Origin of the sequence: Herbaspirillum hiltneri N3 (genome assembly GCF_001267925.1) — a bacterium.
Classification (GTDB): Bacteria; Pseudomonadota; Gammaproteobacteria; order Burkholderiales; family Burkholderiaceae_D; genus Herbaspirillum; species Herbaspirillum hiltneri.
Genome location: NZ_CP011409.1, coordinates 1,476,393 through 1,501,454, shown reverse-complemented (window position 1 = coordinate 1,501,454; position 25,062 = coordinate 1,476,393). Strand labels below are relative to the sequence as shown.

Sequence of the window (25,062 nt, the reverse complement as noted above, 5' to 3'; positions counted from 1 at the left end):
CCCGGAAGAAAGCACCAAGATGACCATAGCCTCCTTTACCGCCCGCCGCGCCGGCCTGATCGCGCAGATGCAAGCAAAAGGCGGCGGCGTCGCCATCATCCCGACCGCGCATGAAGTCATGCGCAATCGCGACGCCGACTATCCTTATCGTCACGACAGCTATTTCTACTATCTGTCCGGCTTCACCGAACCGGAGGCCGTGATCGTCCTGATCGCCAGCCCCGGCAAGGAAAGCCGCAGCATCCTGTTCTGCCGCGACAAGAACCTTGAGCGCGAAATCTGGGACGGCTATCGTTACGGCCCCGACGCTGCGCGCCAGGAATTCGCATTCGACGAAGCCTTCGCCATCGATGCGCTTGGCAAGGAAATGCCGCAGTTGCTGGCCGACGCCTCCGCCGTCTTTTATGCGCTGGGCCATGACGCCAAGCGTGACGCGCAATTGCAGGAATGGCTGCAAAGCGTGCGCGCGCTGGGCCGCTCCGGCATCACCGCGCCCTCGTCCATCGTCGACGTCAACGTGCTGCTCGACGAAATGCGCCTGTTCAAGGACGCCGGAGAAATCGCGGTCATGAAGCGCGCCGGCATCATTTCGGCCGAAGCCCATTGCCGCGCCATGCGCCTGTCGCGCCCGGGCCTGCGCGAATACCACCTTGAAGCCGAGCTGCTGCACGAATTCCGCAACAACGGTTCGCAATACCCGGCCTACGGCTCCATCGTCGCCACCGGCGCCAACGCCTGCGTGCTGCACTATCGCGCCGGCGACGCCGAACTCAGGGACGGCGACCTGGTGCTGATCGACGCCGGTTGCGAGCTCGACAGCTATGCCTCCGACATCACGCGCACCTTCCCGGCCAACGGCAAGTTCTCCGGTCCGCAAAAAGAGCTGTACGAGATCGTCCTCGCCGCACAAGACGCCGCCATCGCCGACACCCGCCCCGGCAAGCGCTTCATGGACGGCCACGACGCCGCGGTGCGGGTACTGGCGCAAGGCATGCTCGACACCGGCCTGCTCGACAAGAACAAGGTCGGCTCGCTCGACGACGTGATCGCCAAAGGCGATTACCGCCAGTTCTACATGCACCGCACCGGCCACTGGCTCGGCATGGACGTGCACGATGTCGGCGAATACCGCGACCCGGCCACGGCCGACGGCGACAAGCCCTGGCGGACGCTGCAGCCGGGCATGGTGCTCACGGTCGAGCCGGGAATTTACGTGCGCCCTGCCGAAGGCGTGCCCGAAAAATACTGGAACATCGGCATCCGTATCGAAGACGACGCCCACGTCACACCGGATGGTTGTGAAATCCTGACCACAGCGGTGCCAAATAAAGTGGCCGACATCGAAGCGCTGATGCGCTCGGCGTGAATCGTCACGGCTATGTTTCCACGCCTGCCATGAGTCCTTCCGACATCGCCGCTCCACTCCAGCCGGACTACGACGTCGTCATCTGCGGCGCCGGTCTGGTCGGCCTCAGTGTTGCCGCCCTGCTGCAAAAACGCGGCATGCCCGCGCAGCGTATCGCGCTGATCGATGCCAAGTCGGCCGAACAAGCCGCACACGATCCGCGCACGATTGCCCTTTCGCACGGCAGCCAGCAGATCCTGCATGAAATAGGTGCGTGGTCCCTGATGGCCTCAGCGGTGACGTCGATCAACCAGATCCACGTGTCGCGACGCAGGCATTTCGGCCGCACGCTGATCAATCGCGAAGACTACGACCTGCCCGCGCTCGGTTACGTGGTGCGTTACGGCGCGCTGGTGACGGCATTATCCGCTGCGCTGGCGTCGACCAAAGTGACCGTGCTGCGTCCGGCGCAAGTGTCCGCCATCGACGAACAAGGTGTGCAGGTCGACGTACAACTGGCCAATGGACGCGCGCTCAGCGCCGGCATCGTGGTGCAGGCCGAGGGCGGCGTGTTCTCTGAACAAACCGCCAAGGCCGTGCAACGCGACTATCACCAGGTCGCCATCGTTGCACACGTCACCACCACGGCCGCGATTGCCCATCGCGCATTCGAACGTTTTACGGCAGAAGGTCCGCTGGCCTTGCTGCCGCAGGATGACGGCTACGCGCTGGTGTGGTGCGCACGGCCGGACACGGCGAAGCGCCTGCTGTCGCTCGACGAAAAAGCGTTCCTGCACGAACTCGGGGAAGTCTTCGGCGGCCGCGTCGGGCGCTTTGCTTCCTGCAGCGTCCGCCACAGTTATCCGCTTGGTCTGAATGCCGCGCCCGGCGCCTCCGCACGCACGGTGGCCATCGGCAACGCCGCGCAAACCCTGCATCCGGTCGCCGGCCAGGGACTCAATCTGGGCCTGCGCGATGCCGTGGTATTGGCAAGCGCGCTGACGCGCACAAGCTCCGCTACCGCCGCACTCCAACAATTCGCCGCGCAACGAGGTCGCGATCGCAACGCCACGATCAGGCTTACCGACCTGATGGCGCGGGTGTTCGCCAGCGCACCGGATGGCGCGCCGTCGCAGGCGCTGCTCGGATTGTCGCTGGGACTGATCGACGTGGCAGCGCCGGCGAAACGCCTCCTGGCCGAGCAGATGATGTTCGGCTGGCGTTAAGAACCTGTTCACGATCTCACTGCGAGACTGTGAACGAGTTCCCTGCCTGCGCTGAACCCCTTGCCGGCGGCGCCCGGCATGAGACAATGCAGCATTGCCGCACGCTTGCGGTCCTGACCGATAAGACCATCGAATAAGCTCATGAAACAAGATCCCCGCTTTCCCAATCTGTTCATCCTCAACCACCCGCTGATCCAGCACAAGCTCTCGCACATGCGCGACAAGCGCACCTCGACGCGCACCTTCCGCGACCTGCTGCGCGAGATCACCTTGCTGATGGGCTACGAAATCACGCGCGACCTGCCGCTGACCACCGAATCGATCGAAACGCCGCTGGTGACTTACGATGCCCCCGTGATCGCCGGCAAGAAGCTGGCGGTTGTTCCCGTGCTGCGCGCCGGCATCGGCATGAGCGACGGCTTGCTGGAGCTGATTCCTTCGGCGCGCGTCGGCCATATCGGCGTGTATCGCAACGACCAGCATCAGCCGGTGGAGTACCTGGTGCGCCTGCCCGACCTGCAAGACCGAACCATGATCCTGTGCGATCCGATGGTGGCAACCGGCAACTCCGCCGTGCATGCCGTCGACGTCCTGAAGAAACGCGGCGTGCCGGCCGAGAACATTATTTTCGTCGCCTTGGTGGCGGCACCTGAAGGCGTGCAGGTATTTCATGATGCGCATCCGGACGTGAAGCTGTATGTCGCTTCGCTCGATTCGCACCTCGACAGCCATGCTTACATCGTGCCGGGCCTGGGCGATGCGGGCGACCGGATTTTCGGCACCAAGTAAGTTCTTCGCTGCATGAAAAAAGCCGCCGGGTTTTGAATCCGGCGGCTTTTTTATTTCATGCGATCAACGCTCATTCCACTGCCTTGACCATGTCTTCGATGACCTTCTTCGCATCGCCGAACACCATCATGGTCTTGTCCATGTAGAACAGTTCATTGTCCAGACCGGCGTAACCGGCGGCCATCGAACGCTTGTTGACGATGACCGTCTTGGCCTTGTACGCCTCGAGGATCGGCATGCCGGCGATCGGCGACTTCGGATCCTTGGCGGCCGGATTGACCACGTCGTTGGCGCCCAGCACCAGCACGACGTCGGCCTGGCCGAACTCGCTGTTGATGTCTTCCATTTCAAAGACCTGGTCATAAGGCACTTCGGCTTCCGCCAGCAGCACGTTCATGTGACCCGGCATGCGGCCGGCCACCGGATGAATCGCATACTTCACGGTCACGCCCTTGTGGGTCAGCTTCTCGGTCAGTTCCTTCAGCGCGTGCTGGGCGCGCGCCACCGCCAGGCCGTAGCCCGGGACGATGATGACGGTTTCGGCATTGCCCATCAGGAAGGCCGCGTCGTCGGACGAACCCGACTTGACGTTGCGCTGCGCCTGCGCGCCGCCGGCTGTTGCCGCTGTCGCATCGCCGCCGAAACCGCCTAGGATCACGTTGAAGAACGACCGGTTCATCGCCTTGCACATGATGTACGACAGGATTGCACCGGACGATCCGACCAGCGAACCGGCGATAATCAGCATCGAATTGTTCAGCGAGAAGCCGATGCCTGCCGCCGCCCAGCCGGAATAGCTGTTGAGCATCGACACCACCACCGGCATGTCGGCGCCGCCGATCGGGATGATGATCAGTACGCCAAGCACGAAAGCGATTGCTGCCATGATGATGAACGGCAGCCAGTTCTGCGTCAGCACGAAGATCACGCCGAAACCGATCATTGCCACCGCCAGCAACAGGTTCAGCATGTGCTGCCCCGAGAAACTGACCGGCGCGCCCTGGAACAGGCGGAACTTGTACTTGCCCGACAGCTTGCCGAACGCAATCACCGAACCGGAGAACGTGATCGCGCCGACGAAGGTGCCGATGAACAATTCAACGCGATTGCCCAGCGGGATCGCTTCGCCGTGTGCGGCGATATTGAAGGCCCATGGTTCAGCCACGGCAGCAACGGCGATACAGACTGCCGCCAGGCCGATCAGCGAGTGCATCGCCGCGACCAGCTCCGGCATCTTGGTCATCTCGACGCTCTTGGCCAGATAGGCGCCAATCCCGCCGCCAACCACCACGCCGCCGGCCACCAGCCAGAAGCCGATTCCGGAAGCAGGCATATCGCCCTTGAGCTTGATGATCAGGGCGATCGTCGTGAGCACCGCAATGGTCATGCCGGCGACGCCGAAGGCATTGCCGCGGCGCGCCGTCGACGGATGCGACAGACCTTTCAGCGCTTGGATGAAAAACACCGAGGCCACCAGGTACAGCAGGGTTACCAGATTCATGCTCATGCTTATGCCCCCGCCTTGTCTGTCTTGGTTTTAGGTTCTTTTTTCTTGAACATCTCCAGCATGCGCTGCGTGACCATGAAGCCGCCGAAGACGTTGACCGCCGCCAGCGCCACGGCCAGCGTGCCGGCAATGCGGCCGACCGGTCCTTCGGTCAGGCCGGCGGCCAGCATGGCGCCGATGATGATGATCGCCGAGATGGCGTTGGTGACCGCCATCAGCGGCGTGTGCAAGGCCGGCGTAACGGTCCAGACCACGTGGTAGCCGACGTAGATCGCCAGTACGAAAATGATCAGGTTGATGATGGTGTGACTGACTTCCATGGTGTCATTCCTTTCTGTGGCTGCAGCATGAATTTAGTTGTCGATGCGGCGGCCTGTTTGGTTTTATATGGCTTTCAGGCTGGTGATGTGATTCTTGTCGTCGACGAAGACGATCTTCGGTACATAGCTGGCGATTTCTGCGTCCGTCATGGGTGCATAGGTGCAGATGATCAGCAGATCGCCCAGATGCGCGCGGCGAGCCGCCGCGCCATTCAGGGAAATCTCGCCGCTGCCACGCTTGCCGCGGATAGCGTAGGTGGAGAAGCGTTCGCCGTTGTTGACGTTGTACAGCTCGATCTTTTCGAATTCACGGATATCGGCGGCTTCCAGCAAGTCTTCGTCGATACCGCAGGAACCTTCATAGTTCAGGTCACATTCGGTCACAGTCGCGCGATGGATCTTCGCGCGCAGCATGATTCGTTGCATAAGGCTTTACTCTTTAATTCCTGGTTCTGTTCCGGTGCGCTTGCGCGAGCCGGCATGGAGACGACGATGCGTCAGTGTTGCGTTATGCGGCGTTATTTACGCAGCACTTCGCCGCCGCTGCACAGCAAGGTCGCCGCGACGATGTCGTCTTCGCGGTTGATGACCAGCTTGCCTTCAGCGTCGACAATCAGCTTGAGGAAATCAAGCACGTTGCGCGAATACAGGGCCGAGGCATCCGCCGCCACCAGCGCGGCGAGGTTGCCTTCGCCGATGATGTGCACGCCGTGCCTGATCACCGTCTTGCCCGGCTCGGACAAGGGACAGTTGCCGCCCTGATCGACTGCCATGTCGAGGATGACCGAACCCGGCTTCATGGCCTTGACGGTTTCTTCGCTGATCAGCACCGGCGCCTTGCGGCCCGGAATCAATGCGGTGGTGATGATGATGTCGGCCTGCTTGGCGCGTTCGTGCACCAGTTCTGCCTGGCGGCGCATCCAGTCGGCCGGCATCGGACGGGCATAGCCGCCGACGCCTTGGGCGATTTCCTTTTCTTCATCGGTGATGAAGGGCACGTCGAGGAATTTGGCGCCCAGCGATTCAATCTGTTCCTTGACGGCCGGACGCACGTCGGATGCTTCGATCACCGCGCCCAGACGCTTGGCGGTCGCAATCGCCTGCAAACCGGCGACGCCGGCGCCCATGATCAGCATGCGCGCGGCCTTGACGGTGCCGGCGGCGGTCATCAGCATCGGCATGAAGCGCTGATAGGTGTTGGCCGCCATCAGCACGGCCTTGTAGCCGGCAATGTTCGCCTGCGAGGACAGCACGTCCATCGACTGCGCGCGGGTCGTGCGCGGTGCGGCTTCCAGCGCGAAGGCAGTCAGCCCGGCGGCGGCCATGGCGGCCAGGTTGTCGGCATCGAACGGGTTCAGGATGCCGACGACGACGGTGCCGGACTTCAGGCGTGCGCGTTCGTCCGCACTCGGCGCGCGCACCTTGAGCAAGGCTTCGGCGCCATAGACATCCGCCGCGGCAGCGATGACCGCGCCGGCGGCAACATAGGCTTCGTCCGTAATGCTGGATTTGATGCCGGCCCCCGACTCCACCAGCACCTCATGTTTGGCTGCAACCAGTTTCTTGACCGTTTCCGGGGTTGCCGCAACGCGTGTTTCTCCGTCCCGACTTTCGACGGGGATGCCTAGCCTCATTCAGAGCTCCTGTAGTTGTAAATTCTTACCGGAATCTTACACGTAAAATTTGAAGATCAACAACTTTGCGCAAAAGCCTCGCAAGACCCTGAACTCGCATATGCGATGCGTTCCGGGCCGCCGCGCTGAAGCCTTTGCCCAGCCACGGTAAAATGTCGGCTCTTGTAAGGAAAATTATGTCTGAAGTCTGGAAGCCCTCCGTCACAGTCGCAGCGATTATCGAGCGCGAGGGCCGTTTTTTGATGATTGAAGAGCAGGCCGACGACGGCTTGCGCCTTAACCAGCCGGCCGGCCACCTGGACCAGGGCGAGGCACTGACGCAGGCGGTGGTGCGCGAGGCGCTGGAAGAATCCGCTCACGATTTCGAGCCGACCGCGCTGGTCGGCATGTACATGTCGCGCAATGTCTCGTCCTCGCGCGGCGGTGCCGACACGACCTACTTGCGTTTTGCCTTTGCCGGCAAACTGGGGACCCAGCACGACCGACCGCTTGACGAAGGCATTGTGCGCACGCTGTGGATGACGCGCGACGAGATCGCCGCCTGCCGCGAACGCCATCGCAGCCCGCTGGTATTGCGCTGCGTGGACGACTACCTCAGCGGCCAGCGTGCGCCGCTGTCGCTGCTTTATACGGACGCCAGCGTGACGGCGTCGGCGGAGATCGGCGCGGGAGTTGCCCATGGCTAAGAAAAAAGTGGTGATCGGCATGTCCGGCGGCGTCGATTCGTCGGTCTCGGCCTGGCTGCTGAAGGAACAAGGCTACGAAGTCATCGGCCTGTTCATGAAGAACTGGGAAGACGACGACGATTCCGAGTACTGCTCGACGCGCCAGGACTGGATCGATGCGGTCAGCGTTGCCGACGTGGTCGGCGTCGATATTGAGGCGGTCAACTTCGCCTCCGAATACAAGGACCGCGTGTTCGCCGAGTTCCTGCGCGAATACCAGGCCGGCCGCACGCCCAATCCCGACGTGCTGTGCAACGCCGAAATCAAGTTCAAGGCCTTCCTCGACCACGCCATGCATCTGGGCGCGGACCTGATCGCCACCGGCCACTACGCGCGCGTGCGCGAAAATCCGGTCGGGAAATTCGAGTTGATGAAAGCGGTCGATGCCAGCAAGGACCAGAGCTATTTTCTGCATCGACTGAATCAGGCGCAATTGTCGAAGACGCTGTTTCCCCTTGGCGAAATCCACAAGACCGAGGTGCGCAGGATCGCCGAGCAACTGAAACTGCCGAACGCGGCCAAGAAAGACTCGACCGGCATTTGCTTCATCGGAGAACGGCCGTTCCGGGAATTCCTGAACCGCTACCTGTCCTACAAACCCGGCCCGATGAAGACTCCCGACGGCGACGTCGTCGGCGAACACGTCGGCCTCAGCTTCTATACGCTGGGCCAGCGCAAGGGCATCGGACTGGGCGGCATCAAGGCGCACCAGAACCCCGACGGCAACAGCGACGCCTGGTACGTCGCCCGCAAGGACGTCGAAACCAATACGCTCTATATTGTGCAGGGTCATGAACATCCATGGCTGCTGTCGTCGCAACTCGGCGCCAGCCAGATCAGCTGGGTCGCCGGAGAAGCGCCCGACATGGCCGAACTGAGCGCCAAGACGCGCTACCGCCAGGCCGATGTGCCGTGCTCGTTCAGCGATGCCGGAAGCCGCTTCGATCTGCGCTTCAGCGACCCGCAATGGGCCGTGACGCCGGGCCAGTCGGCCGTGCTGTACCAGGGCGATGTCTGCCTCGGCGGCGGCATCATCGAGTCCGTTTAAGCGCTTCTTATCCTCCCAAAACGCCCTGCCGGCCTTGTCCGGCGGGGCATTTTTGCTTTTTCAGCAACAAAATTCTATGCCTCGATTTCCTTGCAGCAAGAAACTCGCAACAAATCATAAAAGAGCTTGCAATCTTGGATTAAATGACGAATAATCTAAATAAGAATTGTTCGCATTTAATAGGAGGTCATCATGAACCAACTGATCGAGCACGGAACCGAGCGTCGCAACAAACCAGCCACAGCTGCAAATGGCTCCCCCATTACTCGCATCAAGAGCCAGGATTTGTTCCGGCAAATGCGCGAGCTGGAAATCGACCATGGCGGTCGTATTTACAAACTGCGCCTGACGCAACTGAACAAATTGATTCTGACGGCGTAACCCTATTAGGAGTCGCTTCAGGATACGTAGTGAAGCGATGTAAAAACCAGCCAGCCAACGGTGATGCCATGCGTTACGCGTTAGCCAGCCAAGCTAGCCGAATAAGGAGAGTTTGATGGTTACCGACAAAATGGATTCCGCTTTCGTGGAACCCAATAACGCACCGGCACAGCCAGAGCTGCTGGTCTCAGCAGTGCTGCATTTGATGTCTCATTACACTGCCAGTAATCAGGAAACCAAAAGCTGCGTCAAATTGGCGTCAGTCATTGAACGGCACCTGAAAGCACTGGCGGATCTGCCGAATCTGGCGCCGGTATTGCGGGCAACCTGCCAGCAACTGTCGGAACAGTGGGGTACCGTAGTGGAACGGACAATGCCGCAACCCGAGAAATTTAATCTGTTCGCTCGCATCGTTTCAGGAGCGAGGTCCATTTAAGAGCCTACATACCCGGGCGGCAAGGCGTAAAATGATCGTATGTGTTTGTAACAACATTTCCGAAGGCAAGATTCATCAGGCAGTGAACGCAGGCATGACCACCATGTCCGAGCTTCGCAAGGAGCTCGGCATTGGCACCTCCTGCGGCAAGTGTCATACCTGCGCCAAGCATGTCCTCCGTGAATGTCTGAGCAATTCCAATCAAACACGCAACTCAGTGCAGACTCTGGTATTCCGTGCGAATGCCATGATTGCCTAAGATCATTTCATTCATGAACGCTTCATCGCCTACTATGAGTAGCAGCTCGTCCAATCCCGTTGGCGCCGTGTGGCGCCAGGTCAAGAAGATCGGCCCGCTCGGCTTCATCATCCTGCTGCACATCGCCTTCTTCTATGCTCTGCAAAGCGGCCTGATCCATCAGGTCGCCAGCGCGATTCCGAAGGAAGTGATCGCCACCTTCATCACGCCTGAACGCGCCCCCGAACCCGCACCGCCGAAAGCACCGCCGGCACCGCCCAAGGCCGTTCCCGTGGTCAGGAAGTCGGTGACGCCACCGCCGCCGATCCCGGTTACGCAAGCGCCCGCACCGACTGCGATCAGCGCCCCGCCCACTCCACCGCAACCGGCCGAACCGTCGCCGCCCGCTGCCGCACCTGCGCAGGCGCCCGCATCGCCGCCGGGCCCGCCGCCGATCAAGCAGATTACCTCCGGCATCGAATACATCGAACCGCCACGCGTGAACTACCCTGCTGCGTCCAAACGCATGGGCGAAGAAGGCGTCGTACAATTCCGCGTACTGGTCAACACCGGCGGCAAAGCCGAGAAAGTCGACATCGTCAAGAGCTCGGGATCATCCCGCCTGGACGACGAAGCACGACGCGCAGTCATGCGTGCAGTGTTCAAACCCTACATCGAAGACGGCAAGGCGATAGCCGTGTCCGCCACCGGCGTCATCAATTTCAAGCTCGATCGCTAACGCATTCGTCATACATTCAAGTCATCAATTCATAAGCAAAGGAAGTCATCATGGAAGTAAGTCCGTACGGATTGGAGAGCCTGTGGGCGCAAGGGGATTTCGTCACCAAAGGCGTGGCAGTACTGCTGGTGGCCATGTCGATTGCATCCTGGTATGTCATCGTCACCAAGGCGCTGCAGTTGTTGCGCTTCCGCCGGGCATCCGATGCAGCCGGCCACGCGTTCTGGGATACCACCAGCCTGCCTGAAGGCGTCGCCACACTCGGCAACGACAACCCGTTCGCCGAAGTCGCCAAGGCTGGTGTCACCGCAATGAGCCACCATACCGCCCACAAGGGTCACCTGCATGATCAGTTGTCGGTCAGCGACTGGGTGACGCTGTCGCTGCGCCAGGCCATCGACGAAGCATCGGGCAAACTGCAAACCGGCATGGCCGTATTGGCGTCGGTCGGCTCGACCGCGCCGTTCGTCGGCCTGTTCGGCACCGTCTGGGGCATTTACCATGCGCTGGTGTCGATCGGCACCGCCGGCCAGGCCAGCATCGACAAGGTCGCCGGCCCGGTCGGCGAAGCGCTGATCATGACGGCGCTGGGCCTGGCGGTTGCGATTCCGGCAACCTTCGGCTACAACGCCCTGGTGCGCGGCAACAAGACCACGATCGCCAAGCTGAACAAGTTCGGCTTCGACCTGCACGCCCTGTTCGTCACCGGCGCCCGCGCTGCTACCGAGGACGCCGAAACGGGCGCCACCAAAAGCGCCAAGCTGACGGCTGTCGGGAGAGCGTAATGGCGATGGGTTCCCTGTCCGATTCGGACGACGACTTCAACCCGGAGATCAACACCACGCCGCTGGTCGACGTGATGCTGGTGCTGCTGATCATTTTCATCATCACCATTCCGGTCATGAACCATGCGGTCAAGATCGACCTGCCACGCGCCACCAACCAGCCGGATGAACCGAAACCGCAAAACATCAGCCTCTCGATCGATGCCGGCGGCAAGGTGTTCTGGAACGAGGAAGCGATCGACAGCGAGCAATTGACTGCGCGTATCGCTGAAGCTGCGAAGAAGCAGCCGCAGCCCGAATTGCACCTGCGCGCAGCACGTACGACGCAATATGAAAAGGTCGCGCAAGTCATGGCGGCAGCCCAGTCGGGCGGTCTGTCCAAGATCGGTTTCGTTACCGACCCGCAAGCGAAATAAGTCCCGGCTGTTTCACCGCCGGCAAAGCCCCCGGCCTCATCGGCGGGGGCTTTATTTTTTATCGCTGGAACACATCTCATTGCACGCCAGAAATAAAGTAAGAATGATTCGCGCTAATTTATACTGAAGTTCGCGACCCGCTGCGCTATGATGCGTCCGCTCACGCGGCTCGGTTTCACGTTCGTCGGATTGCTTGTCCGCACCGCCGGCCGATCTTCTTCCCACCCTATTCTCAGAGGTACCTATGAAAGGCGATCCAGCGGTCATCAAGCTGCTCAATGCACAGCTCACCAACGAACTGACAGCGATCAACCAGTATTTTTTGCACGCCCGCATGTACAAGCACTGGGGCTTTGAAAAGATTGCGAAAAAAGAATACGCCGAGTCCATCGGTGAAATGAAACACGCCGACAAACTGATCGACCGCATTCTGATGCTGGACGGTTTGCCCAATCTGCAAGCGCTGCACAAGCTGATGATCGGCGAAAATACCTCCGAGATGCTGCAATGCGACCTGAACCTGGAAAAAGCCGCGCACAAGACCGTCAAGGAAGGCATCGCCACGTGCGAACAGCATGGCGACTATGTCTCGCGCGAACTGTTCCAGATGATCCTCGACGACACCGAAGAACACATCGACTGGCTCGAAACGCAGCTCGATATCATCGACAAAATCGGCATCCAGAACTATCTGCAAACGCAAATCATCGCAGAGTAAGCTGACTGCAAAAACAGCCTCTTCGAAGAGGCTGCGAAGCGGCGACATAAAAAAAGCGCGAGCCGTGCCGGTCGCGCTTTTTTTTCGGGGGAGAGCCGCCCTGTCGCACAGTCATGTGCGGCGGCGTGCCGTTTCTATTGCGGGAACGTGTCCTTGAAGGACTGGCGTTCGGACAGCTTCTCGTACAGACGCAGTAACTCCGGATAGTTGTCTTGCCACTTGGTTTCAGGGAATCGGAATTCCAGCCAACCCAACGCGCAACCCACGGCGACATCCGCCAGAGTGTAGTGGTTGCCGACGCAATAGCTCTTTTCGCCCAGGCCGACCGACATCGCTTTCAATCCCGCCTCGACTTTGCTCCACTGCCGCTTGATCCATTCGGGACTTTGCTGGCGCGTCGGACGCTTCTTTTCGAGACGAACCAGGATCGCCGCTTCGAGCAAGCCATCGGCCAGCGCTTCCCAGCATTTGACTTCGGCACGCTCGCGACCGCTGGTCGGCATCAGCTTGCCCACCGGAGTCAGAATGTCGAGGTATTCGGAAATCACGCGCGAGTCGAACATGGCGCCGCCATCATCCATCATCAGGCACGGCACTTTGCCGAGGGGATTGAATTGCTGGATCGTGGTGGTCTCACTCCATACGTCTTCCAGCACCAATTCGAAATCGATCTTTTTTTCCGCCATGACAATGCGGACTTTACGAGCGTAGGGGCTTACCAGCGAGGCGATCAGTTTCATAGCATTTCTTGTAATAATCCGGCCCGATTATAGCATCGGGTATTCACCATCAACGCCCGAGACGGTCGTCCGGAGGACAAGCTGCAACGATACTGATTACGGCCCCGGGCAATGGTAAAATCGCGAGTCAATGCAGGTTTGCACCGCTGCCGGACAACACAGCACGCATCGCAAGCCTTGCGCGTCGTATTTTCAACGTATTTTCAACGTCTTTTCATCCGCATATCATCATGTCCCTTTCCGCACTTTCCGCTCTCTCCCCGCTCGACGGCCGTTATGCCGCCAAAACCGACAAGCTGCGCCCCATCCTGTCCGAAGCGGGCTTCATGCATCACCGGGTGAAAGTGGAAATTGCCTGGCTGCAAGCCTTGTCGGCTGCAGGCTTTGCCGAAATCAAGCCATTCTCCGCCAGCGCCACCGCACTGCTGGACAAGCTGGCAGCCGACTTCACGGAAGCCGACGCCGCTCGCATCAAGGAAATCGAAGCCGTCACCAACCATGACGTCAAGGCTGTCGAGTACTGGCTCAAGGAAAAGGTCAAGGACGTGCCGGAACTGGTCGCCGCCTCCGAATTCATCCACTTCGCCTGCACCTCCGAAGATATCAACAATACCTCGCACGGCATGATGCTCAAGTCCGCGCGCGACACCGTCGTGTTGCCTGCCTTGCAAGGCCTGGTCGCCAAGCTGACCGAACTGGCGCATGAACACGCCGCCGTGCCGATGATGTCGCGCACCCATGGCCAGCCGGCCAGCCCGACCACGCTGGGCAAGGAAATCGCCAACGTCGTCGCCCGTCTCCAGCGCGCGGTCAAGCGCATCGCCGCGGTCGAAATCCTTGGCAAGATGAACGGCGCCGTCGGCAACTACAACGCCCACCTCTCCGCCTATCCTGAAACCGACTGGGCGGCGTTTTCCAAGAACGTCATCGAACAACGCCTGGGTCTGGTGTTCAATCCGTACACCATCCAGATCGAGCCGCACGACTACATGGCCGAACTGTTCGATGCCGTGGCGCGCGCCAACACCATCCTGCTGGATCTGAACCGTGACGTCTGGGGTTACATTTCGCTGGGTTACTTCAAACAGCGCACCAAGGCCGGCGAAATCGGTTCGTCGACCATGCCGCACAAGGTCAATCCGATCGACTTCGAAAACTCCGAGGGCAACCTCGGCATGGCCAACGCCGTACTCAAGCATCTGTCGGAAAAACTGCCGGTCTCCCGCTGGCAGCGCGACCTGACCGACTCGACCGTACTGCGCAACATCGGCGTGGCGTTCGGCTATGCGGTACTGGCCTACGACAGCTGCCTGCGCGGCCTGAACAAGCTGGAAGTCAATCCGACGCGCCTGGCCGATGATCTGGACGCCACCTGGGAAGTTTTGGCCGAGCCCGTGCAAACCGTGATGCGTCGCTACGGCATCGAAAATCCGTATGAGCAATTGAAGGAACTGACCCGCGGCAAGGGCATTTCCAAGGATGCGCTGCGCGACTTCATCAACGGTCTGGCCATTCCGCAAAGCGCCAAGGACCATTTGCTGGCGATGACGCCGGCGAACTACATCGGCGAAGCGATCGCACTGGCCAAAAATATTTAATGGAAGAAGAGATCGGACGGAAACCAAAACCGTCCGATCCACTCAAACCGCGCGGCAATGGCCTTCATTCACAACACCAATGGATGACTGAAATCAAATCTGCCTATCTATTGCCGCCGATGAAAACACCTTATTCTGCGCAGTTAGTCTGCCGACACGGCGCAACTGCGGAAGATCAGACTCCGCATGCAGTCGCGCCGGTACAAGCAGGATCCAGCAGACGCTGCCGTCCAACCTGATACTCCACCAGCAATCGCCATGGAACGCTACACAAAACCCGCCATCCTGTTGCACTGGCTCATTGCTCTGCTGATCATCGCCGCGTTCGCGCTCGGCCTGACCATGACCAATATTCCAGGCCTGACGCCGACCAAACTCAAGTACTTCTCCTGGCATAAATGGCTGGGCGTCACGGTGCTCGGCCTGGCCTGCCTGCGCTTGCTCTGGCGCCTGACCCATGCGGCGCCGGTATATCCGGCAGAAATGCCCCGCTGGCAGCAAAGCGCCGCCCACGCACTGCATTTCCTGCTGTACATCCTGATTTTTGCGATTCCGGTTTCCGGCTACCTGTACAGCCTTGCCGCCGGTATTCCCGTGGTCTATCTCGGCGTGCTGCCGCTGCCGGTAATCATCGATCCGAATCCCGAACTCAAACCTTTGCTCAAGCTGGTTCATTACTGGCTGAACATGACTTTGCTAGCCGCTGTCTGCCTGCATGTGCTGGCCGCCCTGAAGCATCAGTTCATCGATCGCGACGGTGTGCTCAGACGTATCCTGCCCTGATCCTCTTTCCCAAGGAAATCTCATGACCCTGCGTACTACATTGGCCCATGCCATGCTCGGCGGCATCGCCGTCCTCGGCCTGGTTGCCTCCACGGCTGCAGTTGCCGCTCCGCTCAAAGTCGACACTGCCAAGAGCACTGTCGGCGCCGTCTTCAAGCAACTGAACGTGCCGGTCGATGCCAAATTCAAGAAATTCGTCGCGCAGATCGATTTCGACAGCGCCAAACCCGAGGCCGCCAAAGCCAGCGTAGACATCGACATCGCCAGTTTCGACCTGGGCGAAGCCGAGTACAACAAGGAAGTGCTGAAGAAGGAATGGTTCAACGCCGCGCAATTCCCCAAGGCCACCTTCGTCGCCAGCGCGATCAAGCCGACTGCTGGTGCACCGGCAGGTACCAAGTATGACGTCACCGGCAAGCTGACCATCAAGGGCAAGACTGCGGACGTACATTTCCCGCTGACGGTCAAGAAAGAAGGCGGCGGCCAGACTTTTGACGGCGCCTTGCCGATCAAGCGCCTGACGTTCAACATCGGCGAAAGCGAATGGAAAGACACCGGCATGGTTGCCGACGAAGTGACAATCAAGTTCCACGTCGTCACCACGCCCTGAGACGCCCTGAAATTTACTCATAACAACTGTGTTTCAACACTCAACTGCTCATTGAAAAGGATGCACCATGAAACTGAAATTCGCCCTGATTTCCCTGCTGGCCGCGACATCGGTCACGGCCTTTGCCGCCGACACCTACACCATCGACCCCAACCACACCTATCCGAGCTTTGAAGCCGATCACATGGGCATTTCCGTGTGGCGCGGCAAGTTCACCAAGACTTCCGGCACCGTAACGCTGGACCGTGCAGCCAAGACCGGCTCGCTGGACATCACCATTGATGCCTCGTCGGTCGACTTCGGCCACGCCAAGCTCAACGATCACGTCAAAAGCGCCGACGTGTTCGACGTGCAGAAATTCCCGACCGCCACTTACAAGGGCACGTCGATCAAGTTCGAAGGCGACAAGCCCGTTGCAGTCGACGGCGAGCTGACCTTGCATGGCGTGACCAAGCCGGTGCAGCTGAAAATCAACAAGTTCACTTGCATCCAGCATCCTATGCTCAAGCGTGAAGTCTGCGGCGCCGATGCATCGGGCACTTTCAACCGTACCGACTTCGGCATCAACTACGCCGTGCCGCCGTTCTCACCGGAAATCAAGCTGGCTATCCAGGTGGAAGCGATCAAGTCCAACTAATCCTTCTTTCCTTGCGGAAAGGCCGATGCGTGTCATGCGCATCGGCCTTTTTTTGTTTTATGTCATGGGTGACGCCGATGTTCCCGCACATAATGACGTGGCTTGGAAAGCGCCGCCCGCCTGCCCTGCGCGGCGGGTGGAAGTTGCTGCTCCTGTGCAAGTTTTTTGAAAACGCGCTACTCTAGCGCAGTCCCCGCGGTACTCATTTAGGAAGAAGCAAGAATGTCGATAGCAGATCTTCGCAAGGATTACAGCCGCGCCAGCTTGTCGGAAAACAACGTCGACGCCGATCCCATTGTTCAATTTTCAACATGGTTCGATGAAGCCTTGAAAGCGGAAATCCCGGAACCCAACGCCATGAGCGTGGCCACCGTCGGCGCCGACGGCCGCCCTTCATCGCGTATCGTGCTGCTCAAACAGGTCGACGCAGGCGGTTTCACCTGGTTCACCAACTATCACAGCCGCAAGGGACGCGACATTGAAGAGCATCCTCATGTCGCCTTATTGTTCCATTGGGTAGAACTAGAACGCCAGGTTCGCATCGAAGGAAGGATAGAGCAGGTCACTGCCGCCGAAAGCGACGCCTATTTCTTCAGCCGTCCGCTGCGCAGCCAACTGGGCGCCATCGCTTCCGAGCAAAGCTCCCCCGTCGACAAACGCGAAACACTGGAAATGCAATTCACTGCGGCGGAACAAAAATACGGTGCGCATCCGGTCCGCCCGGCGCACTGGGGCGGCTACCGCGTAATACCGGAAAAAATCGAATTCTGGCAAGGCCGGCCATCGCGCCTGCATGACCGCATTGTCTATACGCGCGGTGCAGACGGGGCATGGAGCCGGCAGCGCCTGCAGCCCTAGCCCGTCTTTGTTGATGACGCCATAGGAAAGGGCCGCGCTACAGCATCATTACTCGCACGGAGGGAAACATCGTGTTCTGGGAAAAGAAGCTAGCAGCATGGGTGGACGACGTACGACACGCAACCGCACTGCCGTTGCGCCTCGAGTTATGGAACGGCAGCCGATTCGATTTCAGCGATAACGCGCCGCAAGTCACCTTGCGGGTGCCGCACGTCTCGGCGCTGCCCTACCTGCTCCGCCCCTCGCTCTCCAATCTGGGAGAAGCCTACGTCGAAGGCAAGATTGACGTTGACGGCCCCGTCACCAGCATCATCAATGTCGCCAATCTGCTCGCAGCCAAAACCCTGAAGGCTGAAGGAAAGCTGTCGCGCATCGTCCGCACCGTTCGCCACAGCAAGGAAAAAGACGCCGAGGCGATCCGCTACCACTATGACGTCTCCAATGAGTTTTACAAACTCTTCCTGGACGAGAACATGGTGTACTCCTGCGCCTACTTCGAGAACGGCGACGAAGACCTCGCCACCGCGCAGATCAAGAAGATCGACCATATCCTGACCAAGATCAAAGTGCGTCCGGGGGACAAGCTGCTCGACATCGGCTGCGGCTGGGGCGCGCTGGTGCTGCGCGCGGCGCAGAAATTCGGCGCGCAATGCGTGGGCGTCACCTTGTCCGAGAACCAGTATGCACTGGCCAGGGAGCGCGTTGAAAAAGCCGGTCTGAGCGACCGCATTGAAATCCGGCTGCAGGATTATCGCGATGTCACCGGCACCTTCGACCGGATCACCAGTGTCGGCATGTTCGAACACGTCGGCCTGAAGAACTTGCCGATGTACTTTGCGCATATCAACTCGCTGCTCGCCGATGATGGCCTGGTAATGAACCACGGGATCACGAGCACCGATATTGAAAATGGCGAATCGCCCTATGGCGGCGGAGAATTCGTCGACAAGTACGTCTTCCCGGCCGGCGAATTGCCGCATGTCAGCCTTGTGCTGAAGACAATGCAACAAGGCGGCCTGGAGGTCTTCGACGTTGAAAACCTGCGCCGCCACTACGCCAGGACCTGTGCTATCTGGGCCGACAATTTTGAAACCCGGGCCGAGGAAATCAAAAAGCTGACTGATGAAAAACGCTATCGCATCTGGCGCGTTTATCTTGCGGGCAGCGCGCATGGTTTCGACAAGGACTGGATTTCCCTGTACCAGGTCGTCTGCGGCAAAGCGAATCGACCTGCCGTGGCGTTGCCGCAGTCGCGACGCTATATCTACGACGCGCAGCAGTAACCAGACGATCCTCGTCCTCATGAAAACAGCCGGCGCATGGCCGGCTGTTTTTCTTTGCTGTTCTATACTTTTTCCCTGCTTTTTCTCGCCTACTCCTGCTTGCTCTTGGCGGCAAACACTTCACGGAATTTAGCCAGCTTCGGCGCCACTACGAATGCGCAGTATCCCTGGAACGGATGCTGCTGAAAATAATTCTGATGGTAGTCCTCGGCCTTGTAGTACGTTTCGACCGGACTCAATTCCGTCACGAGCGGCGCATCCCATACCAACGCCATCTCAGCGATGATGTGCTTGGCCGTATCACGCTGCGCAGGCGAATCGTAGTAAATCACCGAGCGATACTGCGTGCCGACGTCGTTGCCCTGGCGATTGAGCGTGGTAGGGTCGTGGATGGTGAAGAAAACTTCCAGAATTTCCCGAAAACTGATCAGCGCCGGATCGAAGCTCAGCTTCACCACTTCTGCATGACCGGTGTCGCCATTGCAGACTTGTTCGTAGGTCGGGTTCTGCACGTGACCGCCTGTATAACCGGACTCCACGTGCTGCACGCCCTTGAGTTGCTGGTACACCGCCTCCAGACACCAAAAACACCCGCCGCCGAGAATTGCTGTTTCAGTTGAAGTACTCACGATCGCTCCCGCTCATTGATTCGAATAGGTCTTGCGACAAGCGTTACAGTGCATGTCCGCATAGCTATGTTTATACCATTGCTGACAAACAAAAACCTAGCATCGGAAGAAATGCGCATTGGCGGGAGACATCGGCCAGTGTATTTTTCACGTTGAAAACTAAATCAATAATCAATTATTTAACGTACGTGAAAATTACCGGCAAAAGAACCGCAGGCTTGCCGGAACAGTGGATCGGGTTACGTCCTCGGGTTTTTTAGGCATAATGTCCTACTTGTCAGAACCGTTTCCACAGGTCTTAGATGCATTCTCGCTCCCCGCGCGCCACCACGCGCGCTTTCGACGCAACCCATTTCCGCAGGGCATTGTCCCAGTTCGCGACCGGCGTCACCGTCATCACCACGCGCCTGGACGACGGCACTTTGCTCGGACTGACCGCGAGCTCGTTCAATTCGGTGTCGCTGTCGCCGCCGCTGGTGCTGTGGAGCCTTTCCGAACAAGCCAGCAGCATGCCGGTTTTTTCCGGCAACTCGCATTACGTGATCAATATCCTTGGCGCCGGACAAGTGGCGCTGGCGGAACAGTTCTCGCGCAAGTCCACTGATCGTTTTAACGGCGTCGAATACACGTTGTCGCGTACCGGCCAACCCGTGCTCAAAGGCGTCTCCGCATGGTTCGAATGTCATAACCGCAGCCGCTATCCGGAAGGCGATCATGTGATTTTTGTTGGCGAGGTTGAGCACTGTGAAGTGACGCCACAGGCCCCATTGATTTTTCATGATGGACGCTTCATTTGCGTGGATACGCAATAGACTACGCCTCGTAGCAGCAGAATCAAAAACAAAAAGCGCCCGGGGGCGCTTTTTGTTTTTGAAGAGGAAAAACTTAGAACTTGTAGCCAACAGACAGGAAGCTGACGATAGGATCGAGCGTGATGCTTGTCTTGTAACGTTGCGGTCCCAGCGCAGCTGCGGCGCCACCTGGATTGCCCGTGATGTCAGCATCGGTCTTCAGAGGAATATAGGAAACCGACAGACTCGCCGACCAGCGGTCATTGAAGTTATAAGTCGCACCCACGTTCAGCACCGGCGCCCACGACGAGCTCAGGGACGCGCTCGCGTTGCCACCTGCGGCGCCTGTATTCAGTGCTGCACGATTCTGGAAAGCGCTCGACAGTTTGACGTCCGAGTACCAGACATAAGTCAAACCAGCGCCGACGAACGGACGGAACTTGCTGGTCCCGTCGCCGAAGAAATACTTGGCGACAATTGCAGGGCTCCATTGCTTCGCAGTTCCCAATTCACCGAGTCCAGCCAAATCACCTTGACCGGTCAGCTTGAATTTTGGCGGCAGGCCCAAATCGGCAGTCAGCGCAACGTTGTCGGTGAAGAAGTGAGTAAATGCGATACCGACGGTATCTGCATTGCCGACCGAAGAATGGCTATTGGGGAAAAATCCGGCGCCTGGGCCATTGGACTTGGTCAGGCCTTCACTGGAGTCTTGAGGTGTGAAATGAAACCAGCCGAGATTGACGATATTGCTGCCGGCGGTTTGCGCCATGGCCGGCGCAGCAAAAGCGGCAGCAATGGACAGCGCAGCGATTTTGGGCAAAAGGGAAAATTGTTGCTTCATGTGTCGTCTCCAAATGTGAAGGGCTGCGCCCTGTTTTATAAATTGTTCCGGCTATGGTTCGGAAGTGTCGGCAACGTTGTTCGTCGCCTGTTCTTGTTGAATGCACCTTGGGAAGGATTGACTCCCGCCTTACACTCTTCTGACAAAAAGAACGTGCGTGCTATTCTTTTGCGATACTATGCCAGCTTTAATTCGCTTTGTATAGACGTGTATTTTTTTGGCAACTGGAAATAATTTCCCGGCCAAAATCAGTGCAGAAGAAGAGAGAAAAAGAACGTCAGGTCGCCAGCAAACGCGACAGAATTCCGGTTGAATCGAAGGCGGCACGGCGCAGCCGGTCATTGATACCCTGCCACTCGGCGCTCTGCGGCAGGGACTCCACAACGATGACGTCGGCCTCCGCATGATCCATATCCCGCAACGCAGCATACAAGTCGTGAGCGTAGCGGTCCGCATCCATCGGCATCGCCACCGAGGCGTGACCCGCGATTGCGGCGGTGCGATAAATCAACGCCACCTTATAACCGCCTGCAGCAAGTTGCGGCAGTACGGCAGCGAGTTGTTCCGGCGCGACCTGGGCCACCGGCGTATGGGGCGCATAGTGCGCATCGAGGGTACCCGAAGCACGCGGCGCGGCCGCATCCGGAGCGCGCGGCGCCACACCCAGCACTGCGGCAATCTGGTCCACGCTGATCTGGCCTGGACGCAGCAGAACCGCGCCATGTGTTTCCACACGCGACAGATCGACGATGGTTGATTCGATGCCGACTTCACTTTGGCCGCCATCCAGGACGTAATCGAGCAGGCTGTCGGCTTCGCTGAATTCTTCGCGCACGTGTTGCGCGGTAGTCGGACTCACATGACCGAATTTGTTGGCGGAAGGACCGGCCACGCCGCCCTTGCCGCCCTTGAATTCACGCAGCAGAGCCTGCGCAACCGGATGCGACGGACAGCGCACGCCGATCGAATCCTGACCACCGGAAGCTGCTGCCGGAACATGTCCGGCGCGCTTGAGAATCAACGTCAACGGACCGGGCCAGAATGCTGCGATCAATGCGCGTGCCTGCGGCGGCACATCTGCGGCCCAATACGAAATGTCCGCCTCAGGGGCAACGTGAACAATGACGGGATGATTGGCGGGACGACCCTTGGCCGCGTAGATGTCGGCAATCGCTGCAGCGTTCTCGGCGTCGCCGCCGAGACCGTATACCGTCTCGGTAGGGAACGCCACCAGCTTGCCGGCCTCCAGCTTGCGCGCGGCAAGCCGCACTGCATCCATGTCGATCGTCGTCATCGCCAGCTCCCTACAGCGCGATGCCGAGAATGGCGCATGCGGCGGCAAGTTGCGCCTGCGCCTGCGCCATGGTCGGCGCGACGAAGGTGATGTGTCCCATCTTGCGTGCGCGGCGCGCCTGCGCCTTGCCGTACAAATGCAGATGCGCACCCGGCAGCGCCAGGATCTTGTCCCAGGCAGGTTCGCGCATGTTCTCACTTTCGCCTTCGTACCAGATATCGCCGAGGATGTTCAGCATGACGGCAGGAGAATGCTGGCGCACGTCGCCCAACGGCAAACGCGCCATGGCGCGCGCCTGTTGCTCGAACTGGCTGGTGATGCAGGCGTCGATGGTGTAGTGGCCGCTGTTGTGCGGACGCGGCGCCATTTCATTGACGACCAGCGCACCGTCCGTCAGGACGAAGAATTCGATGCACAGCACGCCGACGTAATCGAGTTTGGCGATGATCGCCAATGCAGCGTCTTGCGCCTTCTTTGCAACCGCATCGGAAACGTGATCCGACGGCACTGTGGTAGTGAACAGGATGCCGTCCCGATGGACGTTCTCGGCAATCGGGTACACCACTGCGGCGCCATCGGCGCCACGCGCGACCAGCACCGAGACCTCATAGGCCAGCGGCAGCATTTTTTCCAGCAGGCAGGTCACGCCCTTCATCTCGGCGAACGCGGCCTTGACATCGGCGATGCTGCGCACGCGCACCTGGCCTTTGCCGTCGTAACCCATGCGCACGGTTTTCAAAATACCCGGCAGCAAGTCGCTCGAAATCGCCTCGATGTCCGCCTCGGAAGCGATGATCTTATGCGGCGCAGGCTGCACGCCGGAGCCGGCGCTGCAATCAACGAAGAAACGCTTCTCGGCGATACGGTCCTGCGCAATCGAAACGCCGGCAGCCGACGGGGCGACATAGGTTTTCGCGGCCAGCGCAGCCAGGCTGTCGGCGGAGACGTTTTCAAACTCGGTCGTGACCGCGCCGCACAGTGAAGCCAGTTCTTCCAAACCCTTGGCATCGGTATAAGACGTGCGGATCAGGCGATCGGCGACTTGTCCGGCCGGGCAATCTTCTTCCTGCTCCAGCACGGCGACCTTGAAACCCATCGCCTGCGCGGCGTGGGCGAACATGCGGCCGAGCTGGCCGCCGCCCATCACGCCCAGCCAGGTGGCCGGCGTGGTGGTCGGGATGGATGCTTGATGTGCTTGATCTGCTTGATCTGGCGAGGACTGCTTCTGACTCATAACGGCAACTTCATATCCAGGGCAACTTGCGTTTGCTTGACGCGGAAAGCTTCCAGCTTTACAGCCAGCGCCTCGTCGGTGGTGGCCAGCATCGCGATGGCCGACAAGGCGGCGTTGGCCGCGCCCGCTTCGCCGATGGCGTAGGTTGCAACCGGAATGCCCTTGGGCATCTGCACGATGGACAGCAATGAATCCTCGCCGCGCAAATATTTGGACGGCACCGGCACGCCAAGCACCGGCACGATGGTCTTGGCGGCGATCATGCCGGGCAGATGCGCGGCGCCGCCGGCGCCGGCGATGATGGCGCGCAGACCGCGTTCACGGGCTTTCTCGGCGTAGTCGAACATCTGATCCGGCATGCGGTGCGCGGAGACGACCTGTGCCTCATGAGGAATGCCGAACTCCTTCAGGATCGCCACGGCGTGTTGCATCACATCCCAGTCGGAGGATGATCCCATGACCACGCCGACGACCGGCGCTTGTGCGTTGTTCTGGCTCATGTCAGTCCTTCAGCGAATTGCCGGTCAGGCGCTCCAGCGCTTCGCGGTACTTGGCGCCGGTTTTTTCGATGACCTCGGCAGGCAGCGCAGGCGCAGGCGGCGTCTTCTTCCAGCCGTCGACGGTTTCCAGATAGTCGCGCACGAATTGCTTGTCGAACGATGGCGGCGAGATGCCGACCTTGTAGCTGTCCGCCGGCCAGAAGCGCGACGAATCGGCAGTCAGCACTTCATCCATGAGATGCAGCACGCCGTTGTCGTCGAGGCCGAATTCGAACTTGGTGTCGGCGATGATGATGCCGCGCGTCGCCGCGTAGTCGGCGGCGGTCTTGTACAGCTTGATGCTGATGTCGCGCATCTTGTTGGCCAACTCGCTGCCGATGCGTTTTTCCATGTCGGCGAAGCTGATGTTTTCGTCGTGCTCGCCTAGGTCGGCCTTGGCGGCCGGCGTGAAGATGGGTTCGGCCAGCTTGGCGGCCTGTTGCAGGCCTTCCGGCAGCTTGATGCCGCAGATCGAACCGGTGTCCTGATAATCCTTCCAGCCGGAACCGATGATGTAACCGCGCACCACGGCTTCCACCAGGATCGGCTTGAGGCGCTTGGCGACCACGGCGCGGCCGCGCACTTGCTCGACTTCATTGGCGGCAACCACGGTTTCCGGAGCAATGCCGGTCAGATGATTCGGCACGATGTCGCCCAGCTTCTCGAACCAGAAATCGGACATCTGATTCAACACTTTGCCCTTGCCCGGAATCGGTTCGTTCATGATGACGTCGAAGGCCGACAGGCGGTCGGTCGTCACGATCAGCAATTTGTCGTCGCCGACGGCATAGTTGTCGCGCACCTTGCCGTTGCCCAGCAGGGGCAGTGAAGTGATGGAGGTTTTGTAGAGGCTGGTCATGTTGATTCCGGTCATTCCATGGGTTGAAGGTCAGGGATTCGGGGTTACCCCTGAACGGC

Annotated in this window: 31 protein-coding genes; 20 read left to right on the top strand and 11 right to left on the bottom strand. The window is 59.4% G+C overall.

Annotated elements, in window-relative coordinates:
* Window positions 1-19: 19 nt before the first annotated feature.
* The 3 genes from pepP to upp all read left to right on the top strand — a co-directional run bounded on the left by pepP (window position 20) and on the right by upp (window position 3,360).
* Window positions 20-1,366 (top strand): Xaa-Pro aminopeptidase, encoded by a 1,347-nt coding sequence (gene pepP / locus F506_RS06795; RefSeq protein ID WP_053196015.1) that lies wholly within the window; start codon window positions 20-22, stop codon window positions 1,364-1,366.
* Window positions 1,367-1,395: 29 nt separating this feature from the next.
* On the top strand, window positions 1,396-2,571 hold the full coding sequence (locus F506_RS06790) for an FAD-dependent monooxygenase (RefSeq protein WP_053196013.1): 1,176 nt from the start codon (window positions 1,396-1,398) through the stop codon (window positions 2,569-2,571).
* Between the two features lie 141 nt (window positions 2,572-2,712).
* Complete coding sequence (gene upp, locus F506_RS06785) at window positions 2,713-3,360, top strand: uracil phosphoribosyltransferase (RefSeq protein WP_053196012.1); 648 nt, start codon at window positions 2,713-2,715, stop codon at window positions 3,358-3,360.
* Window positions 3,361-3,430: 70 nt separating this feature from the next.
* Here upp and F506_RS06780 read toward each other — a convergent pair whose 3' ends face one another.
* The 4 genes from F506_RS06780 to F506_RS06765 all read right to left on the bottom strand — a co-directional run bounded on the left by F506_RS06780 (window position 3,431) and on the right by F506_RS06765 (window position 6,821).
* Entirely contained in the window at window positions 3,431-4,867 is a 1,437-nt protein-coding gene (locus F506_RS06780; RefSeq protein WP_053196010.1) for an NAD(P)(+) transhydrogenase (Re/Si-specific) subunit beta, read from the bottom strand.
* Between the two features lie 2 nt (window positions 4,868-4,869).
* Window positions 4,870-5,187: an NAD(P) transhydrogenase subunit alpha gene (locus F506_RS06775; protein ID WP_050477435.1), complete on the bottom strand. Its 318-nt coding sequence runs from the start codon at window positions 5,185-5,187 to the stop codon at window positions 4,870-4,872.
* Window positions 5,188-5,250: 63 nt separating this feature from the next.
* Window positions 5,251-5,613 (bottom strand): aspartate 1-decarboxylase, encoded by a 363-nt coding sequence (gene panD / locus F506_RS06770; protein ID WP_053196008.1) that lies wholly within the window; start codon window positions 5,611-5,613, stop codon window positions 5,251-5,253.
* A 92-nt stretch (window positions 5,614-5,705) separates the two neighbouring features.
* Window positions 5,706-6,821, bottom strand: coding sequence for a Re/Si-specific NAD(P)(+) transhydrogenase subunit alpha (locus F506_RS06765; RefSeq protein WP_053196006.1), 1,116 nt, complete (start codon window positions 6,819-6,821; stop codon window positions 5,706-5,708).
* Between the two features lie 176 nt (window positions 6,822-6,997).
* On the opposite strand from F506_RS06765, the gene F506_RS06760 reads away from it, so the two are divergent.
* The 9 genes from F506_RS06760 (at window position 6,998) to bfr (ending at window position 12,307) form a co-directional block, all read left to right on the top strand.
* The gene (locus F506_RS06760) at window positions 6,998-7,507 is read left to right on the top strand and encodes an NUDIX hydrolase (protein WP_053196004.1); all 510 of its coding nucleotides are present in this window, start codon (window positions 6,998-7,000) and stop codon (window positions 7,505-7,507) included.
* Window positions 7,500-8,594: a tRNA 2-thiouridine(34) synthase MnmA gene (gene mnmA, locus F506_RS06755; RefSeq protein ID WP_053196002.1), complete on the top strand. Its 1,095-nt coding sequence runs from the start codon at window positions 7,500-7,502 to the stop codon at window positions 8,592-8,594. Before F506_RS06760 ends, mnmA begins: the two co-directional genes overlap by 8 nt.
* Window positions 8,595-8,786: 192 nt before the next feature.
* Window positions 8,787-8,975, top strand: a complete 189-nt coding sequence (hemP, locus tag F506_RS06750; RefSeq protein WP_016832155.1) for a hemin uptake protein HemP — start codon at window positions 8,787-8,789, stop codon at window positions 8,973-8,975.
* Between the two features lie 115 nt (window positions 8,976-9,090).
* Window positions 9,091-9,411, top strand: a complete 321-nt coding sequence (locus F506_RS06745; protein ID WP_016832156.1) for a hypothetical protein — start codon at window positions 9,091-9,093, stop codon at window positions 9,409-9,411.
* A gap of 31 nt (window positions 9,412-9,442) precedes the next feature.
* Complete coding sequence (locus tag F506_RS06740) at window positions 9,443-9,670, top strand: (2Fe-2S)-binding protein (RefSeq protein ID WP_053196000.1); 228 nt, start codon at window positions 9,443-9,445, stop codon at window positions 9,668-9,670.
* A 34-nt stretch (window positions 9,671-9,704) separates the two neighbouring features.
* Entirely contained in the window at window positions 9,705-10,388 is a 684-nt protein-coding gene (locus tag F506_RS06735) for an energy transducer TonB (protein WP_235471403.1), read from the top strand.
* A gap of 50 nt (window positions 10,389-10,438) precedes the next feature.
* Complete coding sequence (locus F506_RS06730) at window positions 10,439-11,173, top strand: MotA/TolQ/ExbB proton channel family protein (RefSeq protein WP_053195998.1); 735 nt, start codon at window positions 10,439-10,441, stop codon at window positions 11,171-11,173.
* Window positions 11,173-11,589, top strand: coding sequence for an ExbD/TolR family protein (locus F506_RS06725; RefSeq protein ID WP_053195996.1), 417 nt, complete (start codon window positions 11,173-11,175; stop codon window positions 11,587-11,589). Before F506_RS06730 ends, F506_RS06725 begins: the two co-directional genes overlap by 1 nt.
* A 244-nt stretch (window positions 11,590-11,833) precedes the next feature.
* Window positions 11,834-12,307, top strand: coding sequence for a bacterioferritin (gene bfr, locus F506_RS06720; RefSeq protein WP_053195994.1), 474 nt, complete (start codon window positions 11,834-11,836; stop codon window positions 12,305-12,307).
* 134 nt (window positions 12,308-12,441) lie between these two features.
* Here bfr and F506_RS06715 read toward each other — a convergent pair whose 3' ends face one another.
* On the bottom strand, window positions 12,442-13,047 hold the full coding sequence (locus F506_RS06715) for a glutathione S-transferase N-terminal domain-containing protein (RefSeq protein WP_053195992.1): 606 nt from the start codon (window positions 13,045-13,047) through the stop codon (window positions 12,442-12,444).
* A 230-nt stretch (window positions 13,048-13,277) separates the two neighbouring features.
* Here F506_RS06715 and purB point away from each other — a divergent pair, with 230 nt between their 5' ends.
* The 7 genes from purB to F506_RS06685 all read left to right on the top strand — a co-directional run bounded on the left by purB (window position 13,278) and on the right by F506_RS06685 (window position 18,816).
* Window positions 13,278-14,645: an adenylosuccinate lyase gene (gene purB, locus F506_RS06710; RefSeq protein ID WP_053195990.1), complete on the top strand. Its 1,368-nt coding sequence runs from the start codon at window positions 13,278-13,280 to the stop codon at window positions 14,643-14,645.
* 258 nt (window positions 14,646-14,903) lie between these two features.
* Window positions 14,904-15,428 (top strand): cytochrome b, encoded by a 525-nt coding sequence (locus F506_RS06705; RefSeq protein WP_053195988.1) that lies wholly within the window; start codon window positions 14,904-14,906, stop codon window positions 15,426-15,428.
* A gap of 52 nt (window positions 15,429-15,480) precedes the next feature.
* Window positions 15,481-16,038 (top strand): YceI family protein, encoded by a 558-nt coding sequence (locus tag F506_RS06700; RefSeq protein ID WP_083458225.1) that lies wholly within the window; start codon window positions 15,481-15,483, stop codon window positions 16,036-16,038.
* A 67-nt stretch (window positions 16,039-16,105) separates the two neighbouring features.
* The gene (locus F506_RS06695) at window positions 16,106-16,675 is read left to right on the top strand and encodes a YceI family protein (protein WP_053195983.1); all 570 of its coding nucleotides are present in this window, start codon (window positions 16,106-16,108) and stop codon (window positions 16,673-16,675) included.
* A 25-nt stretch (window positions 16,676-16,700) separates the two neighbouring features.
* Entirely contained in the window at window positions 16,701-16,844 is a 144-nt protein-coding gene (locus F506_RS23385) for a hypothetical protein (RefSeq protein ID WP_158443118.1), read from the top strand.
* Window positions 16,845-16,897: 53 nt separating this feature from the next.
* The gene (gene pdxH / locus F506_RS06690; RefSeq protein WP_053195980.1) at window positions 16,898-17,533 is read left to right on the top strand and encodes a pyridoxamine 5'-phosphate oxidase; all 636 of its coding nucleotides are present in this window, start codon (window positions 16,898-16,900) and stop codon (window positions 17,531-17,533) included.
* A 71-nt stretch (window positions 17,534-17,604) separates the two neighbouring features.
* Window positions 17,605-18,816 carry an SAM-dependent methyltransferase gene (locus F506_RS06685; RefSeq protein ID WP_053195978.1) on the top strand — a complete coding sequence of 404 codons (1,212 nt, stop codon included), beginning with the start codon at window positions 17,605-17,607 and terminating at the stop codon, window positions 18,814-18,816.
* An 89-nt stretch (window positions 18,817-18,905) separates the two neighbouring features.
* Here the strand turns inward: F506_RS06685 and msrA are convergent, their stop codons facing one another.
* Window positions 18,906-19,445 (bottom strand): peptide-methionine (S)-S-oxide reductase MsrA, encoded by a 540-nt coding sequence (gene msrA / locus F506_RS06680; RefSeq protein WP_053195976.1) that lies wholly within the window; start codon window positions 19,443-19,445, stop codon window positions 18,906-18,908.
* Window positions 19,446-19,747: 302 nt separating this feature from the next.
* Here msrA and F506_RS06675 point away from each other — a divergent pair, with 302 nt between their 5' ends.
* On the top strand, window positions 19,748-20,257 hold the full coding sequence (locus F506_RS06675; protein WP_053195974.1) for a flavin reductase family protein: 510 nt from the start codon (window positions 19,748-19,750) through the stop codon (window positions 20,255-20,257).
* 73 nt (window positions 20,258-20,330) lie between these two features.
* Here F506_RS06675 and F506_RS06670 read toward each other — a convergent pair whose 3' ends face one another.
* From F506_RS06670 to F506_RS06650, 5 genes are all read right to left on the bottom strand, one after another.
* Complete coding sequence (locus tag F506_RS06670; protein ID WP_053195971.1) at window positions 20,331-21,077, bottom strand: OmpW/AlkL family protein; 747 nt, start codon at window positions 21,075-21,077, stop codon at window positions 20,331-20,333.
* A gap of 277 nt (window positions 21,078-21,354) precedes the next feature.
* Window positions 21,355-22,371 carry an L-threonylcarbamoyladenylate synthase gene (locus tag F506_RS06665; protein ID WP_053195969.1) on the bottom strand — a complete coding sequence of 339 codons (1,017 nt, stop codon included), beginning with the start codon at window positions 22,369-22,371 and terminating at the stop codon, window positions 21,355-21,357.
* 10 nt (window positions 22,372-22,381) lie between these two features.
* Window positions 22,382-23,605, bottom strand: coding sequence for a 5-(carboxyamino)imidazole ribonucleotide synthase (locus tag F506_RS06660; protein ID WP_053195967.1), 1,224 nt, complete (start codon window positions 23,603-23,605; stop codon window positions 22,382-22,384).
* Window positions 23,602-24,105 (bottom strand): 5-(carboxyamino)imidazole ribonucleotide mutase, encoded by a 504-nt coding sequence (gene purE, locus F506_RS06655; RefSeq protein ID WP_053195965.1) that lies wholly within the window; start codon window positions 24,103-24,105, stop codon window positions 23,602-23,604. Before purE ends, F506_RS06660 begins: the two co-directional genes overlap by 4 nt.
* 1 nt (window position 24,106) lies before the next feature.
* Window positions 24,107-25,003, bottom strand: coding sequence for a phosphoribosylaminoimidazolesuccinocarboxamide synthase (locus tag F506_RS06650; protein WP_053201330.1), 897 nt, complete (start codon window positions 25,001-25,003; stop codon window positions 24,107-24,109).
* Between the last annotated feature and the right edge of the window lie 59 nt (window positions 25,004-25,062).

What these genes read in the sequence shown, in the direction of transcription:
- F506_RS06670 (WP_053195971.1), bottom strand. Translation starts at nt 21,077, where the DNA reads ATGAAGCAACAATTTTCCCTTTTGCCCAAAATCGCTGCGCTGTCCATT.
- F506_RS06775 (WP_050477435.1), bottom strand. Translation starts at nt 5,187, where the DNA reads ATGGAAGTCAGTCACACCATCATCAACCTGATCATTTTCGTACTGGCG.
- F506_RS06700 (WP_083458225.1), top strand. Translation starts at nt 15,481, where the DNA reads ATGCTCGGCGGCATCGCCGTCCTCGGCCTGGTTGCCTCCACGGCTGCA.
- F506_RS23385 (WP_158443118.1), top strand. Translation starts at nt 16,701, where the DNA reads ATGCGTGTCATGCGCATCGGCCTTTTTTTGTTTTATGTCATGGGTGAC.
- F506_RS06745 (WP_016832156.1), top strand. Translation starts at nt 9,091, where the DNA reads ATGGTTACCGACAAAATGGATTCCGCTTTCGTGGAACCCAATAACGCA.
- F506_RS06665 (WP_053195969.1), bottom strand. Translation starts at nt 22,371, where the DNA reads ATGACGACGATCGACATGGATGCAGTGCGGCTTGCCGCGCGCAAGCTG.
- purE (WP_053195965.1), bottom strand. Translation starts at nt 24,105, where the DNA reads ATGAGCCAGAACAACGCACAAGCGCCGGTCGTCGGCGTGGTCATGGGA.
- F506_RS06705 (WP_053195988.1), top strand. Translation starts at nt 14,904, where the DNA reads ATGGAACGCTACACAAAACCCGCCATCCTGTTGCACTGGCTCATTGCT.
- pepP (WP_053196015.1), top strand. Translation starts at nt 20, where the DNA reads ATGACCATAGCCTCCTTTACCGCCCGCCGCGCCGGCCTGATCGCGCAG.
- F506_RS06740 (WP_053196000.1), top strand. Translation starts at nt 9,443, where the DNA reads ATGATCGTATGTGTTTGTAACAACATTTCCGAAGGCAAGATTCATCAG.
- pdxH (WP_053195980.1), top strand. Translation starts at nt 16,898, where the DNA reads ATGTCGATAGCAGATCTTCGCAAGGATTACAGCCGCGCCAGCTTGTCG.
- F506_RS06735 (WP_235471403.1), top strand. Translation starts at nt 9,705, where the DNA reads ATGAGTAGCAGCTCGTCCAATCCCGTTGGCGCCGTGTGGCGCCAGGTC.
- F506_RS06765 (WP_053196006.1), bottom strand. Translation starts at nt 6,821, where the DNA reads ATGAGGCTAGGCATCCCCGTCGAAAGTCGGGACGGAGAAACACGCGTT.
- upp (WP_053196012.1), top strand. Translation starts at nt 2,713, where the DNA reads ATGAAACAAGATCCCCGCTTTCCCAATCTGTTCATCCTCAACCACCCG.
- F506_RS06725 (WP_053195996.1), top strand. Translation starts at nt 11,173, where the DNA reads ATGGCGATGGGTTCCCTGTCCGATTCGGACGACGACTTCAACCCGGAG.
- F506_RS06675 (WP_053195974.1), top strand. Translation starts at nt 19,748, where the DNA reads ATGCATTCTCGCTCCCCGCGCGCCACCACGCGCGCTTTCGACGCAACC.
- bfr (WP_053195994.1), top strand. Translation starts at nt 11,834, where the DNA reads ATGAAAGGCGATCCAGCGGTCATCAAGCTGCTCAATGCACAGCTCACC.
- hemP (WP_016832155.1), top strand. Translation starts at nt 8,787, where the DNA reads ATGAACCAACTGATCGAGCACGGAACCGAGCGTCGCAACAAACCAGCC.
- F506_RS06760 (WP_053196004.1), top strand. Translation starts at nt 6,998, where the DNA reads ATGTCTGAAGTCTGGAAGCCCTCCGTCACAGTCGCAGCGATTATCGAG.
- F506_RS06715 (WP_053195992.1), bottom strand. Translation starts at nt 13,047, where the DNA reads ATGAAACTGATCGCCTCGCTGGTAAGCCCCTACGCTCGTAAAGTCCGC.
- F506_RS06790 (WP_053196013.1), top strand. Translation starts at nt 1,396, where the DNA reads ATGAGTCCTTCCGACATCGCCGCTCCACTCCAGCCGGACTACGACGTC.
- purB (WP_053195990.1), top strand. Translation starts at nt 13,278, where the DNA reads ATGTCCCTTTCCGCACTTTCCGCTCTCTCCCCGCTCGACGGCCGTTAT.
- F506_RS06695 (WP_053195983.1), top strand. Translation starts at nt 16,106, where the DNA reads ATGAAACTGAAATTCGCCCTGATTTCCCTGCTGGCCGCGACATCGGTC.
- F506_RS06660 (WP_053195967.1), bottom strand. Translation starts at nt 23,605, where the DNA reads ATGAGTCAGAAGCAGTCCTCGCCAGATCAAGCAGATCAAGCACATCAA.
- F506_RS06650 (WP_053201330.1), bottom strand. Translation starts at nt 25,003, where the DNA reads ATGACCAGCCTCTACAAAACCTCCATCACTTCACTGCCCCTGCTGGGC.
- panD (WP_053196008.1), bottom strand. Translation starts at nt 5,613, where the DNA reads ATGCAACGAATCATGCTGCGCGCGAAGATCCATCGCGCGACTGTGACC.
- F506_RS06730 (WP_053195998.1), top strand. Translation starts at nt 10,439, where the DNA reads ATGGAAGTAAGTCCGTACGGATTGGAGAGCCTGTGGGCGCAAGGGGAT.
- F506_RS06780 (WP_053196010.1), bottom strand. Translation starts at nt 4,867, where the DNA reads ATGAGCATGAATCTGGTAACCCTGCTGTACCTGGTGGCCTCGGTGTTT.
- mnmA (WP_053196002.1), top strand. Translation starts at nt 7,500, where the DNA reads ATGGCTAAGAAAAAAGTGGTGATCGGCATGTCCGGCGGCGTCGATTCG.